The following is a 16,487-nucleotide window of genomic DNA, read 5'->3' as shown; positions in this document are numbered from 1 at the left end:
GTCTCCGTGCGGCCGAGACGCACGCCAAGCGCGAGCACGCATGCTCGTGCTCCGAAGCATACGGATAGTGCTCGGTCACAGTTCAAGGCCGAAATCGTGCCGGATCAACGACGGGCGGTAGCCCCCGGCGCATCGACGCTTGCCATTGACGACAATCTACCGGCGGCCGCTCGGGCGGTCCGAGTCGTCCTCGTCCTTGGCGTCGGGTTTTTCCGGCACCCGGCAGGCCCGCTCGAGCCAGAGCGCGGCCCCGACCAGGGCGAGCGCGGCGACCAGGCTGCCCACGGCCTTGGGCAGGTCGTCGTGCGCCGCCTGGGTCGACTCCATCGCCAGGTAGATCACCAGCCCGGCCGAGAAGCCCGTGGAGATCGCCCCGACCAGCGAGGAGGCCTTGGCCAGCGCGACGTACCGGGCCACGGCGAGCGGATCGACCCGCATCGTGCCGGGTTTGCGCTGGATGCGGGCGCTGGTGTTCTGCGCGAGCAGGGCCTCGGCGATGGCCAGCACGACCAGCACGATCACCGGCGACCACGGCAGGTCGGGCAGCGAGCCGTAGGAGAAGCTGATCAGCAGCCAGCCCAGCGCCGCGGCGGCCAGCCCGGCGACGACCAGCACCGAGATGCTGGTCGGCCGCAGCGACGGGTCCGACTTGGGCGCCTGCGGATTGCTCACGCCTTGAACTCTAACGGCAGATCCGGGCGGGGGGTCATCCCCGCGAGGTCGGCGGCGAGGGCGGGATCGTTGAGCAGGTCGGTCAGCCAGCCGTGGCCGGGCAGCCGCCCGTACGGCTGGATGTCGATCCACGGGCGGAGCACGAACGCCCGCTGGTGCGCCCGGGGGTGCGGCAGGGTCAGCTCCGCGTCGTCGACGAGCACCGGCTGGTCGTCGGCGTCCCAGACCGCGATCACGTCGACGTCCAGGGTGCGGGGGCCGAACCGGCGCTCCGGGTCGCGGACCCGGCCGGCCGCGGTCTCGCACGCGCGCGCCCGGTCGAGCCAGTCCCGCGGGGCGGCGGCCGGGTCCACCGCCAGCACCGCGGCGTTCAGATAGGCGGGCTGGTCGGTGTCGCCCCACGGCGGCGTCTCGTAGATGCCGGAGACCAGCACCACGCTCTCGCCGAGCAGCCGGACGGCCAGCTGCAGGTGCTGGTACCGGTCGCCGAGGTTGCTGCCGATCGACAGCACCGCCCGGCTCACGACCGGACCCGCCGCAACGTGCCGGACACCCGGCTCACGACCGGCCTCCCCGCAGCGTGACGGCCACGTCGGCGAAGTCGTGCGGGATCGGCGCCTGCGGCTTGTGGACGGTGACCTCGGCCGCCGCGACCCGCTCGTCGGCCAGGCAGACCGCCAGCAGCCGGTCGGCCAGCGTCTCGATCAGGTTGACCGGTTCGCCGGTGATCACCGCGACCAGCCGCTCGGCCAGTTCCCCGTAGTGGACGGTGTCCGCCACGTCGTCGGTGGCGGCCGCCTTGGCCAGGTCGAGCTCGAGCAGCACGTCCACCACGAAATCCTGACCCTGCTCCCGCTCGAAGTCGAAGACCCCGTGGAAACCGCGCGCCTTGAGCCCGCGCAGCGCGATCCGACCGTTCACGAACGTCACCTCTTACTCAATCGGGGGGCGCCGGAGGCGCGCCAGACGGCGAGGGCGTCGGCGGTTCCGCGGACGTCGTGCACGCGTACGCCCCAGGCGCCGGCCGCCACGGCGAGCACCGAGGTGGCCAGGGTGGCAGCCTCGCGCTCGTCGACCGGGCGCGGGTTGCCGTCCGGGCCGGCCAGCAACCGGCCGAGATAGGTCTTCCGGCTGGCCGCGAACAAGACCGGAAAACCCAGGTCGACGAGTACGTCGAGGTGGCGGGTGAGCTGCCAGTTGTGCTCGGCGTTCTTGGCGAAGCCCAGGCCCGGATCGATGATGATCCGGCCCGGGTCGACACCCGCGGCGACCGCCTCGCCGACCCGCTCGAGCAGTTCGTCGCGCACCTCGGCGACCACATCGTGGTACACGGCCAATTTGTTCATGTCCCGGGAATGGCCCCGCCAGTGCATCAGGATCCACGGGCAGCCGGCGTCGCGGGCCACGGCGGCCATCGCCCGGTCGGCGAGACCGCCGGAGACATCGTTGATCGCGGTGGCGCCGGCCGCCAGCGCCGCCTCGGCGACCGCGGCCCGGGTGGTGTCGATGCTCATCGGCACGCCCGCCGCGGCCAGCCCGGTGATCACTGGGACGACCCGGGCGATCTCGGTCTCCGCGTCCACCCGCTCCGCTCCCGGTCTGGTGGACTCGCCCCCGATGTCCACGATGCCGGCGCCGGCCCGGTACAACTCGACGCCGTGCTCGACCGCGGTGTCCACGTCGGTGTACCGCCCGCCGTCCGAGAAGGAATCGGGAGTGACGTTGAGGATTCCCATCACGACCGGGTGATCTCGGCGGCTTGTTTCCCCGCCCGTGAGCTGCGCATCCCTTGGCTGAGTCGTCACGCAACGAGGGTAGGACGGGCGGGTTGTGGCACGTATGTACGATGTCCGGTGACTCATTTTCACGCACGCGTTTACCTTGCGTAACGAATGAGCCGCTTGTAGCCAAGAAGTACCCGCCGTACTCTTCGGATCTGGGCATCATCGAACCGAAGAGAGCAGACGAGCATGGCAGTGCCCGAACGGCTCACTCGACGTGGTGAGCTGGAAGTAGCACGATATGGGCGTCGCCGTGCGGCTTCACAACTGCGACGTGTCCGGACCCCCCTAACCGGACGCGGGGAGGTTTACCAATGATCGCCACTGAACTCGCCACGCACGTCGTGACAGTGTTGCAGCAGGGCATCCTGGCCGCACCCCAACAGCCAAAGGGCATCAACACTCAGGGCATCGTCACTTTCTTCGCCAGCAACATCGCGCCGATCCTCCTGGCCGTGCTGGGCGTGATCTTCATCGGGCGAGCCAGCCGCGGTGAGATCTCCAAAGTCCTCACCAGCTCGGCGATCGCGATCGTCGGCCTCGCGTTCATCGCGGGCGCGGCGACCCTGTTCTTCCTCGGCGACTTCCTCATCTCTCTGATGTTCAAAAACTGAGATGCGGCTCCGAACCGACGACGACATCTACCGGGCGCGCTTGGTCTATCTGGGTCCGCCCGGCTACACCCTGCCCGTCCACCTGCCGTACGCGCAGTACGGCATGTTCGTCGCGCTGGTACCCCTGTTCTGGCTCGGGCACTACCTGATCACGTTCGACTTCGACCCCTTCCCGGCGTGGGAGATCGCCCTCGCCATGGTCACCACGTCCTACGTGTTCCGGCACGTCGACCCCGACCGGCCCGCCCGGGTCGTCATCCGCACGGCGCTGACCGACTGGCGGCGCACGCGAGAGCCGGCCGTGGAACAGCGCGATCCGAGACTTGTCGCCACTCGTATCCGGGTTCGGGAGGAGTTGGTATGACCAGTTTTGCCGTACGCTCCCTCGGAGTCGGCGCATGACCGGACCTTCACCGCACGGGCGTTCCCCGGCGGATTCCCCCACGCCGGACAGGCACGGTAACGGTATGCGATCAGACCACTACCCTTCGCCAGATTCGGCGGATGTCAACGCCGAAGAGTTCGTCGCCGCGCCGGGCCATGGCGCGGTCGGTGTCTTCCAGGCGCCGCAGCCGGTCCGGCCGCGCGGCACGAGCGTCGACACCACCCTCGATATCGACTCGCCGTTCCTCGACCTGTTCGGTTCGACGCCGGCGCCGGTCTCGGCGGCGCCCATCGCCACCGCGGGCTCGTCGGCGGATCCCGAGGCCGACTTCGACTTCGGATTCGACTTCGACTCGCCGGGCGCGACGCCGGCCCCCAAGACGCTTCCCGCCCAGCCGGTCTCGCCCCCGGCCACGTCGGCGCCGGTGAGCGCTCCACCGCCGGCCCCGTCGCGGGTGAGTCCCCCACCGCCGCCCCCGTCGCGGGTCAGCGCCCCGCCCGTGGCCCGGCCGCAGGTCAGCGCGCCACCGTCGGCCGCGCCGCCGGTCGTCGACGACGGGCCGTCCGGCGCCTGGGGTGTGCCCGAGCCGGTCTCCCCGTTCAGCCGGGCGCCGGTCGGGCCGCGGGCCGACTTCTATCCGGATGCCGCCGCGTCCAGGGACGAGCAGTGGCCGGACTTCGACGACTGGCCGGCCAACCCGTCGATGGCCGTCGCGCCCCCGCCGACCGCCCCGCCGCCCAGCACGCCTTCGCCGGCGACCGCCGAGCCGACCGCGCCGCCGCTGTGGCAGACCGTCGGCACGCGACCCGCGCCGGCGTCGGCCGTCCAGCCGTACGCTCCCCCGGCACCGGCCGAACCGGAGCCGGCCCTGCCCGTACCGTCGCCGGCGAAGCCGCCCGCCAAGCGCAAGGAAAAATCCCCGGCCCGGAAGAAGAAGGCCGAGGTCAGTCCTTCGAAGACGGACGCCAAGGCGGCGCAGCTACGCCCGCACAAGCTGAAGTTCAACGACCGTGACCCGGTCATGGAGCTGGCGATCAGCGAGATCGCCGGGCACCTGACCTTCACCCAGAGCACGGTCACGGCCTGGTATTACCTGCCCGAGGTGCGCTGGGCGTTCCGGCCCGACGCCGAGCGCGAGGCGCTGCTGTCGGCCATTTCCGAGCAGTATGCCGGCCTGGCCGGGTTCCGCCTGCACCTGCGGCGCACCAACCGGCCCTTCCCGGCCGACGAATGGGCCCGCACGGTCGACTCGTTCACCGCAAAACCCCTTCCCGACGTACGCGGTGCGACAAGCTGGTCCGACCACCTCGTCGCGGCCCAGCGCCACCTCCTCTCGGTCAACCACGCCGAGGGGCAGACGTATCTCGGCGTGACCTTCGCCCGGCGCTCGCTCGGCGACACCTTCGCCGAGCGGATCCTGCGCGTCTTCGGCAAGGGCACCTCGGACGGCGAGCGGCGCAAGCTCGGCCGCACGGTCGAGCAGTTCGACGAGGTGCTCAACGCGTTCGGCATGCGCGGCCGCCGGGTCGCGCCGAACGAGCTGGAGTGGCTGCTCTACCGCTCGGTGGCGCTGTGCATGGCGCCGCCCGCGCTGCTCTCGCCGATCACCAACGGCCAATGGGAGACCGGCGACCTGCTCGCGCTCACCGAGCAGGTGGAGCGGTACCGGACCCCGTACGGCTCGACGGTCAAGCTGGTCAACCGGATGACCGGCGAGGAACGGCACGTCGCGGTGCTCTCGGTCGGCCGGATGGAGCCGTTGGAGATCCCCGAGAAGCACGAGCCCTGGCTGCACTTCCACGAGCGCCTGCCATGGCCGATGGAGCTGTCCTCGCGCCTCGACATCCTCGGCTCGAACAGCTCCTTCAAGAACCTCGAGCACCGGCTCCGGATGATCCGCTCGCAGCAGCTGGACTACGCCGAGCACGGCATCGACGCCCCGCCCGAGCTGGAACGGCTCGCCAAGCGGGCGCTGGTGATCGGCGACGAGATGACCACCGGCCTGCCGGTCGAGTCGGCCCGGGCGCACGGCTGGCACCGGATCGCGGTCGGCGGCGCCACCCGCGAGGAGTGCCTCGAGCGGGCCCGCCGGCTGATCCAGCTCTACTCCCGGGAGTTGCGGATCTCCCTGCAGCACCCGAAGAACCAGGACCAGCTGGCCCGCGAGTTCATCCCGGGCGAGCCGATCGCGAACACCGGCTACGTCCGGCGGATGCCGGTCAAACTGCTGGCCGCGGCGGTGCCCCAGGCAGCATCGACCGTCGGCGACCGTCGTGGAGACCTGATCGGGCGTACGGCGGGGACGTGCCGGCGGCCGGTCTTCCTCGACCTGCACTTCCCGATGGAGGTGCGGGAGCGCTCCGGGCTCGGCGTGTTCGTGGCCGAGCCGGGCGGCGGCAAGTCGACCCTGATGGGCGCGCTCGGCTACCTGAACGCCCGGCGCGGCGTGCAGGTGACCCTGCTCGACCCGTCCGGGCCGCTCGCCCGACTGTGCCAGATGCCGGAGCTGCGGCCGTACTCTCGCGTCCTGAATTTGACCGGCTCCGAGCAGGGAACGCTGGCTCCCTACGCGCTGATCCCGACGCCGGTCCGCTCGGAGTTCCCGACCGGGCCCGGGGGCGACCGGGAGTACGAGATCGCCGTCTCCAACGCCCGGGCCGAGCGCCGCATGCTGGTCCAGGACATCTGCTCGATGCTGGTGCCGCCGCAGGTCGCCAAGGAGGCGTCCACGGCGACGCTGCTGCGGCACGCGGTGCGGCAGGTGCCGGCCGAGGAGGCGTCCACCCTCGACGACGTGGTCCGCACCCTGCAGGGCCTCGACGACGAGGAGGGCAAGGAGCTGGCCAACCTGCTCCTGGACACCGCCGAGATGCCGCTGGCGCTGCTGTTCTTCGGCTCGCCCCCGCAACACCTGCTCGGCGCCGACGCGGCCCTGACGGTCATCACGATGGCCGGCCTGCGCCTCCCCGACCTGAAGATCGAGCGCGAGTACTGGTCGGCCGAGGAGTCACTGGCCCTGCCGATGCTGCACACGGCCCACCGCCTGGCGGTCCGGCGCTGCTACGGCGGCTCGATGTCGTCCCGCAAGATGGTCGGCTTGGACGAGGCGCACTTCATGGAGGGCTGGCGCTCCGGCCGGTCGTTCCTGGTGCGGCTAGCCCGAGACTCCCGCAAGTGGAACCTGGCGGCACTGGTGGCCTCCCAGAACCCCAGAGATATCCTCGGGCTGGACGTGCAAAACCTGGTGTCGACGGTCTTCGTGGGCCGCATCGCGGAAGACCAGGAGATCGCGTCCGAGGCGCTACGCCTGCTGAGGGTCCCGGTGCACGACGGCTACGAGGCGACGCTGGCCTCGCTGTCCCAGGTCGACGCGTCATCCCAGCAGAGGCTCGGCTTCCGAGAGTTCGTGATGCGCGACGTGGACGGGCGAGTCCAGAAGGTCAGAGTCGACGTTTCGTACGTCGAGGGCCTGCTGGAACACCTGGACACCACGCCATCGGCACCCCCGACAGCAATCCCGGCGTCCACACCGGACATGGAGGACTGACCGATGCTGCGGCGGGCGCTGGCCCTGACCATGACAATGTTCATCACAGTCGTAGCCTCTATCGTCTGGGCAGTGGCACCCACAACCTCCGCCAGCGCGGCTGTCGGCGGCGGCGTGCTGAAGGCTCCTAACGGAGCTTGCAACACCGAGGAATGGCAAATTGATATTTCGGGCTGCGTCAGCCGTCTAGCAGATGTGAGCGCAGATCGCGCTCAATGCCTTTTACCTCCGACGCCAAGCACGCCAGATTCCGGATTGGCGGGATGGTTCGCGGAGAAGCCAGCCTCAGCTGACGGCCTCGGCTATGACGGCCTCTACAGCAAATACGGCTACGCCGGTTACAGCTACACCACCTACGACCTCAGCAGCGGCTGCGCTTCAACCCTGATAGATCCGGACTATAAGTTCGAGACGACAATCGCCAACGGCGAGTTCATGATCTCAACAGCGGTGATCGGTGCCTCGAATGCGCTCAGAGAGCGCGCGTGGGACCCACAAACCCTGTGGGGTTGGGCAAATCCGCTGGTCGAGCAGGCTACCAAGGCTGTCTATGAGAAGGTATTCAGCGTCTTCGGCGTCATCACGCTCGCCATCGTCGGTCTTTACCTTCTATGGCGATCGAGGCAAGCGGATATGGGTGCTGCCACCACGACGGCAGGCTGGGCAATTCTTGTAATGGTCGGAGTCACAGCAATTGCAGCATGGCCAGTTCGATCCGCCAACCTTGCGGATCAGACCCTCGTCACAAGCCTCAGTGTCGTACATGAGGCCGTTGGCCCTCGTGCGCACAACACGCCTCCAGGCCAATGCGATGACCCCACTCCTGGCGCGTGCGACGACAACCGTCCACCGGCCGTTCGCGCGAGTGACACTGCGACAGAGACGATCCTTTATCGAAACTTCCTCCGCGGCCTTCTCGGTTCAGCCGACAGCGAGACTGCCAAGAAGTACGGATTGGCTCTGTATGAAGCGAAATCCATCTCGTGGCAAGAAGCCGAGAAGCTGCGGGCGAATCCCCAAACTCGAGACGCTCTAATCAAGCAGAAGAATGCGCAGTGGGAAAAGGTTGCCGAGCAAATCAAGCAGGAGGACCCTGAGTCATATCAGTACCTTCAGGGGATTAACGGCATGGACCGGATCGGCGCCGGGTTCATCTCCATGCTGGCCTCGGTCATGTTTGCCATGTTCGATCTGACCGCATCGGTACTGGTCCTGTTAGGTTTCCTTGTCTTCCGCTGGGCCGTCATAGCTGCTCCAATCCTCGGCACGGTTGGCCTTCTGCGGCCGGCCAGCGCAGGCATCCGGCGGCTTGGTAATGCGGTTGTCGCTGCGATCTTCAACATTGCGATCTTCGGGACCGGCGCGGCGATTTATTTGTTCGCTGTTGATCTGATCATGAATACGGCTAGCCTTCCCGGCTGGCTGCAGGTCGTGCTGGTCTGGTTGGTTGGCGTCGTCGGCTGGCTGCTGCTGCGTCCATACCGGCGGATCACGCAGCTCGGCGGCAAGGACAGCGTGCGGGCGATCGCGTCGGCCGGGTCGTGGCATCGGCGGTTCTTCCAGGACATGCGCGAGGCCGCCAAGCTGGACATAGCCGACGGTGGCGGCACCCGTGAGCCCACGATGGGCAAGAATGGCCGGCCCGTCTACATCGACCAGAGCAACCTGCGGCCCGAGGCCCGCCTCGAAGACCCGGCGCACTCGGCGAACCGCCCGGAACTCGAATCCACCCGGAGCGGCGGCCGCGAGATCGTACCGGCACAGACCCGGCCCGACGGCAGCGAGACCCATCATCGCGACGCCCCAGCTTCGGTCGGCGATCACCCACGACCCGAGCCCGCACGGGCCCGCACGAGCCGCTCCCCAGGGTGGACCGAGCCGGATGTGGCCGAGCAGCCGGCGTCCTACGCGATCTATCGACCGGAGACCGGGAGCACCACCCGCGAACCGGCCACTCCTCGGGTGCGCTCCGAGGCTAAGTGATCCGCATGCCCCGATTCCTCGAAATCAGCCTCAATCGGATCTTCCGCTCGCGCGTCGGCGTGGCCATCGTCATCGTGGCCATCGTGGCGGCGGTGGTCGGGATCGGCCGGATCTTCTCGGACGGCCACCCCTCCACACCGGCGTTGGGCGCGGTCTCGCCCGCTCCGGTGGTCAGCATCAACCCGAGCGACGACGACAGCGTGGTCGACGACTCGGCGCCCCCGCCGGCGCCGTCCACTAGCCCGGGCCGGGCCCAGCCCGAGGAGGTCGCGTACGCGTTCGCCTCGGCCTGGTGCAACCACCAGAAGGTGACCCCTAAGGCGTGGCGTGACCGGCTGCTGCCCAACGCCACCCAGAACCTTGCCGATGAGCTCAACGGCGTCGACCCGGCCGGCGTCCCGGCCGATCACGTGGTCGGCCGGCCGTCGCTCGTGCCGGTCGGTGCCACGGTGGTGAACGCCGTCGTCACGATGGACTCCGGCAAACTCAACCTGCGCCTGGTCGCGCCGGACGGACATTGGCTCGTCGACGGCATCGACTGGGACGGGTCATGAGGATCCCGCGACCTCGCAGGATCGTCCTCCTGGTCGCGCTCGTGGCGACCCTCGCCGTACTGTGCTGCGCCGGCAGCGTCACCGCCGTGTTCTTCGGCTTCTACGACGAGAGCAACAACAGGTCGGACGTCAACAGCGCGTTCGGGTGCGGCAAGGGCGGACCGATCAACCCCGACACCAAGATGCCCTCGATCCGGCAGTACAGCGCGGCGCAGATCCGGAACGCCGCCATCATCATCAATACCGGTTCCGACCTGAAGATGCCGCCGCGGGCCTGGGTCATCGCGGTCGCCACCGCCATGCAGGAGTCTCGCCTGACCAACCTGGGCAACCTCGGCGCACGCAACGACCACGACTCGCTCGGGCTCTTCCAGCAGCGGCCCAGCTCCGGCTGGGGAACGCCGACGCAGATCATGGACCCGGTCTACGCGAGCACCAAGTTCTACGAGAAGCTCAAGACCATCGCCGGCTGGGAGACGATGCCGCTGACCGAGGCGGCCCAGCGAGTGCAGGTCAGCGCCTACCCGGACGCGTACGCCAAGCACGAGCCGGTCGCCACGCAGATCGTCAACGAACTCGCGCACGGCGCAGCCGGCGCGTTGGGCAGCTCGGTGACCATGGTTTGCGCCGCCGCCGGACAGATCGCGGCCTCCGGCTGGACCGTGCCGGTCAAGGGCGCGGTGGTCGGCTCCGGATTCCGCACCCCGGAACGGCCGACCCACCAGGGCGTCGACCTGATCGTGGCCCGGTACACCCCGATCATGGCGGCAGCCAGCGGAATCGTGTCGAAGGTGAAGTGCGACGAGGACCATCAGGGCCGGCAGACCTGCGATGTCGACGGGTATCCAGGCAAGGGCGGCTGCGGCTGGATGGTGGAGATCCAGTCGGCTGGCAACATCATGACCAGGTACTGCCACATGGTGCAGCGACCGTTCGTCAAGGAGGGCCAGCAGGTCACGGCCGGCGAGGTCATCGGGCGGGTCGGCACCAGCGGCAATTCCTCCGGGCCGCATCTACATTTCGAGGTACACCTGAACGATGACCGGTCGAGTGCCGGGGCGATCGACCCCGTCCCGTTCATGAAGCAGCAGGGCGTACCGCTGGGAGGTGAGGGATGACCGGAGGAGCCGTGCCGGATCCGTTCGCGGGCCATCCCGACTGGGCCCTCGATCCGCCGCGTTCGATCGTGCCCACGCCCGCCAACATGAGCGGAAAGCTCCGCGGTCGGCGGGTGCTGATCGGCCTGCCGGGTCATGGGTGGCGCGCCGACCTGCGCGCGGACGAGAAGGTGGTGCAGGGCAGCCGCACCTACGTACCAGTGATGGTCGAGTCGGAGTGGTATCGCGCCGAGGCCGAGCAGACCGAGGTCTTCGCTCCGCTGGTCCCCATCGAGCGAGTCTGGGTCGAGGAGTTCGGCATCGCCGGCGCCTTCCCAGCCGACCTGGGCCTGGCCTCGCGGCTAGTATCGCTGGACGAGCCACCGCGGAAGGAACCGGTGGCCGCCCTCGACGCCGGAACGATTACTGGTCGACGGGTCGTCCAGATGCGCGAAGACGGCAGCGAGCGTCGTGACCTGCGAGGCGTGACCGAACTGCACACTAACGAAATCGGCGACGTCTGCGCTCGCGTGGCTGCAGAACTCGACTGGTATCGCTGGGCTGGGAGCGGCAAGGCTCCGAAAACGCTGGAGGTTCGAGCTAACCTGCTATGGGTCGAATGAGATCAAGCGATTTTGGCGCCTGAGCAAAGGCGCCAGCCTCCGCCTTCCTCTATCACGCGAAATCGCCAGTCCTCGTTGCGGCTGCTGCCGAGCTCGCCGTTCGCAGATCCCGAGATCGTCAGCTGAGTGGTCACGTCCTCTTGCTTTGCGGTGACGGCTTGCCGTGTGAGGGCACCCCAACTTACCGACACCTTGACGTTGAATTGTTTCTCGCGGGCGACGATCTGATCGCGCAGGGCGCCGATCTCAGCAAGTTGTGGGTTCTTACAGGTGAACAACTGAGCTGACTTGTCATCACGGTTCACCAGATAGGCGAGCAGAAAGCTGTCGGTCACGACGTCCGGCTCACTTCGATCGATCTTCGTGGCGTTGTCGTAGATCGAGACGAAAACACCGACGCCTCCCAGGCACAGCAAAGCCATGATGCCGCCGACGGTGGCCAAGATCAGCCGACTGCGTCGCGCAGGCGGCTTTCGCACGGGTGGGACCGCCGGCGGCGGCATCTGTGGCGCCTGTGGCACTCCTCCGACAACGGGCTCCTGCGGCTGCACACATACGACAGTAGTGCCTCCGTACACCCGAACCGTGCCACACCACCCACCTCCGTGAATGCCGCGGCGCGTAACCCGCTGGCCCCCGGGAGCGCGATCCCGGCCCCGGTCTGGGATAAGTTTTATCCGCACAGAGGAGGTGAGGGCGGTGGCGGATTCAGCTTCACGGGTCCAGCAGGCTGCTGCCCTGCACCGGCAGGCTGCCGCCGTCGCCGAGGCCGCCGCTGTGGCGCTGGAGTCCGAGGTGCTGCCCGCCGCCGATCCGCTGGAGCAGCATTCGCTGGCCGAGCAGCTGCGGGTTGCGGCCGCCAACCTCGCCCCGGGGTGGCTGGGCTCCCCTCTGGAGGCTCAGTCGGCCAACACCCCTCTCGGCGGCGTCTTCCCGCCCCAATTCGTCCGGCTCGGCGTCGCCCAACCCCTCGACGATGCCCGTTTTCCGGCAATTGTCCCCCTGCTCGGCACCGGACACCTCACGATCGACGCCAGCGCCACCGATTCCCGGGTCTTCGGCCTCTTGCGCTGCCTGCTGCTCCGCCTACTCGCCGCCGCCCCGGCGGGCTCCGTGCTGGTCCGCGCCGTCGACGGTGTCGGCGGCGGCGCCGTCTTCGAGCCTTTCGCCGACCTCTATGACGCCGGCCTGATGTCCCCACCCGCCACCGACCGGCAGGGCCTGCGCGACGTGCTCGCCGAGGCCGACAAATGGCTGCGCCCCGGCCGCGGCGGCCCCCCGCGGCGCAGCCGCCGCGATCGGATGATGCTGGTCGTCATCGCCAGCCTGCCCGAGCTCACCGAGGGCGAGGAGCTGCGGCGGATCGCCGCGCTGGCCCAGCAGGGGCCCGATTCCGGCCTGCACCTCATCGTCGCCGGCTGGCCGCCCCCGCCGCTGACCGCCGAGACTACTCAGGCGCCGCTCCCGCGGACGACCAGCGTCACCGTCCGCGACCCGTATGTGGTGATCGGCGACCCGCCCGGCGCGACGTACGGCTCGGCGCCGGAGGCGGTCTGGTTGAACGCCCCGGTCTATCTCGATGACGACCCGCCGCCCAGCCTGGTCGACACCGTCTGCCGTGAGCTGGCCACCCACTCCGCCGCCGCCAAGGTCGGCCTCGCCGATCTGCTGCCCGAGCCCGGCGAGCAACTTTGGTCCGGCGACGCCGCCGACGGCCTGGGCACGATCGTCGGGCACGACGGCGACACCCCGCTCGTGCTGCGCTTCAACGACCTGACCCCGCACTGGCTCGTCGGCGGCCGGTCCGGCGCCGGCAAGACCGCCTTCCTGATCAACGTGCTGTACGGCCTCGGCGCCCGGTACAGCCCCGCCGAGATGGCCCTCTACCTGCTGGACTTCAAGGAGGGCGTGTCGTTCGCCGAGTTCGTGCCGACCCGCCGCGATCGCACCTGGCTGCCGCATGCCCGCGCCGTGGGCGTCGAGTCCGACCGGGAGTACGGCCTGGCCGTCCTGCGTGAGCTCGACGCCGAGATGACCCGCCGCTCGGTGGCCTACAAGCGGGCCGGCGTGACCCGCTTCGCCGACCTGCGGCAGGTGGCCGCCGAGGAGGGCCAGTCCCGGCCGCTGCCGCGGATCCTCTGTGTCATCGACGAGTTCCAGGTGCTGCTGGCCGGCAACGACCCGATCGCGACCGAGGCGGTCGGCCTGCTCGAGTCGCTGGCCCGCAAGGGCCGCTCGTACGGCATCCATCTGATCCTGGCGAGCCAGACCGTGCTCGGCGTCGAGGCGCTCTACGCGAAGCGTGACTCGATCTTCGGCCAGTTCCCGGTGCGGATCGCCCTGCCCGGCGGCGGCGACGTGCTGGAGCCCACCAACGACTCGGCCGCCGGCCTGCCCCTGGGCACCGCCGTGGTGAACACCGCGGGCGGTCTCGGCGGCCCACGCGGCGCGACCCGGGGCCACGAACGGGTGGTTCGCTTCCCCGATCCGCATGCCGACCGCGAGGTGCTCAGCGCCCTGCGCCACAAGCTGTGGGGCGCCCGCGACCCGGAGGCTATCCCGCCGCGCATCTTCGCCGGGTACGCGCATCAGCACCTGGCCGACGACCCGACGTACCGGTCGGTGCTGGCCGGTCGGGCCGCCCGCCCGGCCGCCCTGGTGGGCCGCGTGATCGACGTGAGTCTGTCGACGGCCGCCTTCCCGCTCGACTCCTCCCCGGGCCGGCATCTGGCCATCTTCGGCTCGTCGGCGTCCGGTTCCGAGGTCCTCGACGCGGCCGCCCGCAGCGTGGCCGCCTTCCACCAGCCCCGGACGACCCGCTTCGTGATCTCCTCGCTGGTGGCCGAGGGCGACCGCCTCGCCGAGACCCTGGCCGCCGAGATCGGGCACCGGCAGGAGGTGTCGCTGGTCGACGCAGCCGGCCTGGCGAAGGGCATGGAGCTGGAGACGCCGGGCTACCTCGTGGTGTTCGGGATGGACGCGGCGAGCCCGGGCGGCCTGCCGGGCCTGCGCCGGCTGCTGCGCGAGGGCCCGGGCCGCGGCGTGCATCTGTTGTCCTGGTGGCGGGGCATGCGCCGGTTCAGCGAGGAGACCGGCGGCAGCGCGGGCCGGGAGGATGTGGCCGGCCTGCTGTTCCTGAACTGCCCACAGTCCGATGTGGCGCTGATGCTGGGCCGCCCGGTCGATTGGCACCCCCGGCCGAATAGAGCGCTGCTGCACGACCGCCACGCCGACCGCACCGTCACGGTCGTGCCCTTCCTCGAGCCGGAAAGCGACGAGCTATGACGGGGACAAGAGGGCCGGAGAGCGACGAGCAATGACGGACCAACAGGAACAGGCGATTCCCGCGCAGGCAACCCCGCCGGCGCCCGGCCCATGGGCGGAGTATCTCGCCGCCGCCCAGCGCCTGGATGCCGTCCGTCGCGCCGCCAGCACCGCGGCGGGCGAACAGCAGGCGGCCGCGACGGCGGCAAGGCAGGAGCTTTCCGCCGTACGGGCACGGCTCGCCCCCCAGCAGGCGCGTCTGGTCCGCGACTTCGGCGTACCGGAAATGGATCTCGCCCCGCGCCCGCCGGAGGTGCAATCGGCCGCGCTGGCCATGGCCGGCGGCCCGACCGCCGTGCTGGTGGCGCTGCAGCAGGCCCGACGCACCGCCGACGCCGCGGACGCCACCATCATCGGCCCGGCCCCGGGCGGCGGCGCGCTCCGACCGGTGGCCCGCAACCTGCTGATCTACGGCCCGTTCGCGGCCGCCGTACTGCTCGTCCAGATCGTGCTCTACCTGGTCGCCCCGCAGGGCTCGGTGCCGACCTATGCGCTGCTCTGCGGCCTGAGCATGCCGGTGCTCGCGTTCGGGCTGGGCTGGGCCACGATCGGCTTCGTCTACGACGACAAACAGACCAAGACCAAGGTGGACCGTACGCCGATCCTGGGCGCGATCGTCTGCCTCACCCCGGTGCTGCTGACCTGCATGGGCGTCGGCCTAGTAGCATTTTTCCGATAAATCCGACAGGCGAGGCGGACATGGCGAACGTCGAAGAGGTCAAGGCCAACGTGGCCGCGTCGGTCGACGGCGCCGGCCGCGCGGCGAACGGCATCCAGCAGGTCAACGACCAGCTGGAGGACGCGCTGGCGCTCCTCCGGATGACCGCGATCGGCTCGTTCCACCCCTCGGTCGCGTCGGCGATCGCGCAGCTCGAGCAGGCCCGCACCCGCCTGGACGAGGCGGCCCAGCTGACCCGCGCCGCGATGGACGCCGCCGATGCCTTCCGCACGGTGATCTAGGGCAGCGCCGCCGTCAGGTCCACCTCGATCAACTGACCGCGGTAGCCGAGCGCCGTCACCCCGAGCAGCGTGCTGGCGGTCGTAAAGGCCGGCCCCAGCGCCGACGCATTGAGCCGGTCCCACACCCCCGCGAGAACCGCGCTGTCCGGACTGACCACGTAGATGATTGATCGCACCACATCGCCCGGAGATGCGCCGGCCGCCGCCAGCACGGCAAGACAGTTCGCGATGACCTGGTCGGTCTGCGCGTCGTAATCTCCCGGCGCCCCCACCACCGCACCGTCGAGGTCGAGCGGACACTGCCCGGCAAGGTGGGCCAGCCTTCCCTCGGACGTAATCGTCACGTGGCTGTATCCGGCCGTCTCATGCACGCCCGGCGGGTTGATTTTCTCGAGCACGCGGCCAGTATCGCCGATCATCCGAACCAGCCGGGCACGTCGACCGGGAAGATTCCGGAGGGCACGACCGTACGCAGCGACGACTCGACCACCCGCACGCGGTCGGCCCCGAGCTGAGCGACCCAATCGGCCCGCAGCCGCTCGAAGATCTCCGCCGACTGCTGGAGGCAGTCGACGCCGCGCGGGGTGAGCCGCACCAGCTTGCTGCGCGCGTCCCGCGGGTCGTCCACCCGTTCCACGTAGCCGAGCGCGTCCAGCCGGTCGATGGTCTTGCCGGCCGCCTGCTTGGAGACGCCGAGCCGCCGCCCCACCTCGCTGGCACTGGCCCCGTGCACGCCGATGGCCTGCATGGCGAAGCCGTACACCGGGCGGACGTCCGGGTGGCCGCGGGTCGCGAGGTGGGCGTGCAACTCGTCGATGAGCGAGCGGAAGCCGGCGAACAGCAGCAGCGGCAACTGCCAACCCGGCGGATCTTGATCGTCAACGGAGGGAAAGGGCATTGGCAAACTCGACAACCTGGTTTACGGTTTAGACAACGTGGTTGTCGAT

Annotated in this window: 17 protein-coding genes; 10 read left to right on the top strand and 7 right to left on the bottom strand. The window is 69.6% G+C overall.

The features are described from left to right. Positions 1 to 156: 156 nt before the first annotated feature. Genes IH26_RS0122650 through folP form a run of 4 tightly spaced genes read right to left on the bottom strand, consistent with a single transcriptional unit; the run spans position 157 to position 2,408 of the window. The gene (locus IH26_RS0122650) at positions 157 to 672 is read right to left on the bottom strand and encodes a DUF3180 domain-containing protein (RefSeq protein ID WP_030438235.1); all 516 of its coding nucleotides are present in this window, start codon (positions 670 to 672) and stop codon (positions 157 to 159) included. Continuing rightward, on the bottom strand, positions 669 to 1,196 hold the full coding sequence (gene folK / locus IH26_RS0122645; protein ID WP_030438234.1) for a 2-amino-4-hydroxy-6-hydroxymethyldihydropteridine diphosphokinase: 528 nt from the start codon (positions 1,194 to 1,196) through the stop codon (positions 669 to 671). The genes IH26_RS0122650 and folK overlap by 4 nt, the downstream gene beginning before the upstream one ends. Positions 1,197 to 1,230: 34 nt before the next feature. Next, positions 1,231 to 1,593: a dihydroneopterin aldolase gene (gene folB, locus IH26_RS0122640; protein ID WP_030438233.1), complete on the bottom strand. Its 363-nt coding sequence runs from the start codon at positions 1,591 to 1,593 to the stop codon at positions 1,231 to 1,233. A gap of 5 nt (positions 1,594 to 1,598) precedes the next feature. Beyond that, positions 1,599 to 2,408 (bottom strand): dihydropteroate synthase, encoded by an 810-nt coding sequence (folP, locus tag IH26_RS0122635; RefSeq protein WP_157437334.1) that lies wholly within the window; start codon positions 2,406 to 2,408, stop codon positions 1,599 to 1,601. 359 nt (positions 2,409 to 2,767) lie between these two features. Between folP and IH26_RS0122630 the strand changes: the two genes are divergently transcribed. From IH26_RS0122630 to IH26_RS0122600, 7 genes are all read left to right on the top strand, one after another. Next, positions 2,768 to 3,067, top strand: coding sequence for a hypothetical protein (locus tag IH26_RS0122630; protein ID WP_030438231.1), 300 nt, complete (start codon positions 2,768 to 2,770; stop codon positions 3,065 to 3,067). Between the two features lies 1 nt (position 3,068). After that, positions 3,069 to 3,431: a hypothetical protein gene (locus IH26_RS0122625; RefSeq protein WP_030438230.1), complete on the top strand. Its 363-nt coding sequence runs from the start codon at positions 3,069 to 3,071 to the stop codon at positions 3,429 to 3,431. A gap of 103 nt (positions 3,432 to 3,534) precedes the next feature. Continuing rightward, positions 3,535 to 6,999 carry an ATP-binding protein gene (locus tag IH26_RS0122620; protein WP_157437328.1) on the top strand — a complete coding sequence of 1,155 codons (3,465 nt, stop codon included), beginning with the start codon at positions 3,535 to 3,537 and terminating at the stop codon, positions 6,997 to 6,999. Positions 7,000 to 7,002: 3 nt separating this feature from the next. Then, positions 7,003 to 8,982, top strand: a complete 1,980-nt coding sequence (locus IH26_RS0122615; protein WP_030438228.1) for a hypothetical protein — start codon at positions 7,003 to 7,005, stop codon at positions 8,980 to 8,982. A gap of 5 nt (positions 8,983 to 8,987) precedes the next feature. After that, positions 8,988 to 9,536, top strand: coding sequence for a hypothetical protein (locus IH26_RS0122610; RefSeq protein WP_030438227.1), 549 nt, complete (start codon positions 8,988 to 8,990; stop codon positions 9,534 to 9,536). Then, a complete protein-coding gene (locus IH26_RS0122605; protein ID WP_030438226.1) occupies positions 9,533 to 10,654 on the top strand; it encodes a M23 family metallopeptidase in 1,122 nt (373 codons plus the stop codon). The genes IH26_RS0122610 and IH26_RS0122605 overlap by 4 nt, the downstream gene beginning before the upstream one ends. Then, a complete protein-coding gene (locus IH26_RS0122600; RefSeq protein ID WP_030438225.1) occupies positions 10,651 to 11,256 on the top strand; it encodes a hypothetical protein in 606 nt (201 codons plus the stop codon). The genes IH26_RS0122605 and IH26_RS0122600 overlap by 4 nt, the downstream gene beginning before the upstream one ends. Positions 11,257 to 11,258: 2 nt before the next feature. On the opposite strand, the gene IH26_RS0122595 is transcribed toward IH26_RS0122600, so the two are convergent. Then, a complete protein-coding gene (locus IH26_RS0122595) occupies positions 11,259 to 11,699 on the bottom strand; it encodes a hypothetical protein (protein WP_245665404.1) in 441 nt (146 codons plus the stop codon). Positions 11,700 to 11,955: 256 nt separating this feature from the next. On the opposite strand from IH26_RS0122595, the gene IH26_RS0122590 reads away from it, so the two are divergent. The 3 genes from IH26_RS0122590 to IH26_RS0122580 are packed head-to-tail and all read left to right on the top strand — an operon-like array spanning position 11,956 to position 15,540. Further along, complete coding sequence (locus IH26_RS0122590) at positions 11,956 to 14,541, top strand: FtsK/SpoIIIE domain-containing protein (protein WP_030438223.1); 2,586 nt, start codon at positions 11,956 to 11,958, stop codon at positions 14,539 to 14,541. A 31-nt stretch (positions 14,542 to 14,572) separates the two neighbouring features. Continuing rightward, positions 14,573 to 15,259: a hypothetical protein gene (locus tag IH26_RS0122585; protein WP_030438222.1), complete on the top strand. Its 687-nt coding sequence runs from the start codon at positions 14,573 to 14,575 to the stop codon at positions 15,257 to 15,259. 20 nt (positions 15,260 to 15,279) lie between these two features. Next, positions 15,280 to 15,540 carry a hypothetical protein gene (locus tag IH26_RS0122580; RefSeq protein ID WP_030438221.1) on the top strand — a complete coding sequence of 87 codons (261 nt, stop codon included), beginning with the start codon at positions 15,280 to 15,282 and terminating at the stop codon, positions 15,538 to 15,540. Here the strand turns inward: IH26_RS0122580 and IH26_RS0122575 are convergent. Together IH26_RS0122575 and IH26_RS0122570 are read right to left on the bottom strand one after the other, a co-directional pair. Continuing rightward, a complete protein-coding gene (locus IH26_RS0122575) occupies positions 15,537 to 15,938 on the bottom strand; it encodes a RidA family protein (RefSeq protein WP_211268729.1) in 402 nt (133 codons plus the stop codon). The two genes, IH26_RS0122580 and IH26_RS0122575, sit on opposite strands and share 4 nt — an antisense overlap. A gap of 17 nt (positions 15,939 to 15,955) precedes the next feature. Continuing rightward, complete coding sequence (locus IH26_RS0122570; protein WP_030438219.1) at positions 15,956 to 16,438, bottom strand: MarR family winged helix-turn-helix transcriptional regulator; 483 nt, start codon at positions 16,436 to 16,438, stop codon at positions 15,956 to 15,958. Positions 16,439 to 16,487: the final 49 nt, after the last annotated feature.

It is taken from the genome of Actinoplanes subtropicus, assembly GCF_000721705.1.
GTDB classification, from domain to species: Bacteria; Actinomycetota; Actinomycetes; order Mycobacteriales; family Micromonosporaceae; genus Actinoplanes; species Actinoplanes subtropicus.
Note: the sequence above shows the minus strand (reverse complement) of the source record. Positions and strands in the feature narration are given on the sequence as shown.

Excerpts from the sequence above, each read along its gene's own strand:
- IH26_RS0122610 (WP_030438227.1), top strand. The coding sequence starts at position 8,988 with ATGCCCCGATTCCTCGAAATCAGCCTCAATCGGATCTTCCGCTCGCGC.
- IH26_RS0122605 (WP_030438226.1), top strand. The coding sequence starts at position 9,533 with ATGAGGATCCCGCGACCTCGCAGGATCGTCCTCCTGGTCGCGCTCGTG.
- folP (WP_157437334.1), bottom strand. The coding sequence starts at position 2,408 with ATGGGAATCCTCAACGTCACTCCCGATTCCTTCTCGGACGGCGGGCGG.
- IH26_RS0122630 (WP_030438231.1), top strand. The coding sequence starts at position 2,768 with ATGATCGCCACTGAACTCGCCACGCACGTCGTGACAGTGTTGCAGCAG.
- IH26_RS0122570 (WP_030438219.1), bottom strand. The coding sequence starts at position 16,438 with ATGCCCTTTCCCTCCGTTGACGATCAAGATCCGCCGGGTTGGCAGTTG.
- IH26_RS0122600 (WP_030438225.1), top strand. The coding sequence starts at position 10,651 with ATGACCGGAGGAGCCGTGCCGGATCCGTTCGCGGGCCATCCCGACTGG.
- IH26_RS0122615 (WP_030438228.1), top strand. The coding sequence starts at position 7,003 with ATGCTGCGGCGGGCGCTGGCCCTGACCATGACAATGTTCATCACAGTC.
- IH26_RS0122580 (WP_030438221.1), top strand. The coding sequence starts at position 15,280 with ATGGCGAACGTCGAAGAGGTCAAGGCCAACGTGGCCGCGTCGGTCGAC.
- IH26_RS0122620 (WP_157437328.1), top strand. The coding sequence starts at position 3,535 with ATGCGATCAGACCACTACCCTTCGCCAGATTCGGCGGATGTCAACGCC.
- IH26_RS0122585 (WP_030438222.1), top strand. The coding sequence starts at position 14,573 with ATGACGGACCAACAGGAACAGGCGATTCCCGCGCAGGCAACCCCGCCG.
- IH26_RS0122625 (WP_030438230.1), top strand. The coding sequence starts at position 3,069 with ATGCGGCTCCGAACCGACGACGACATCTACCGGGCGCGCTTGGTCTAT.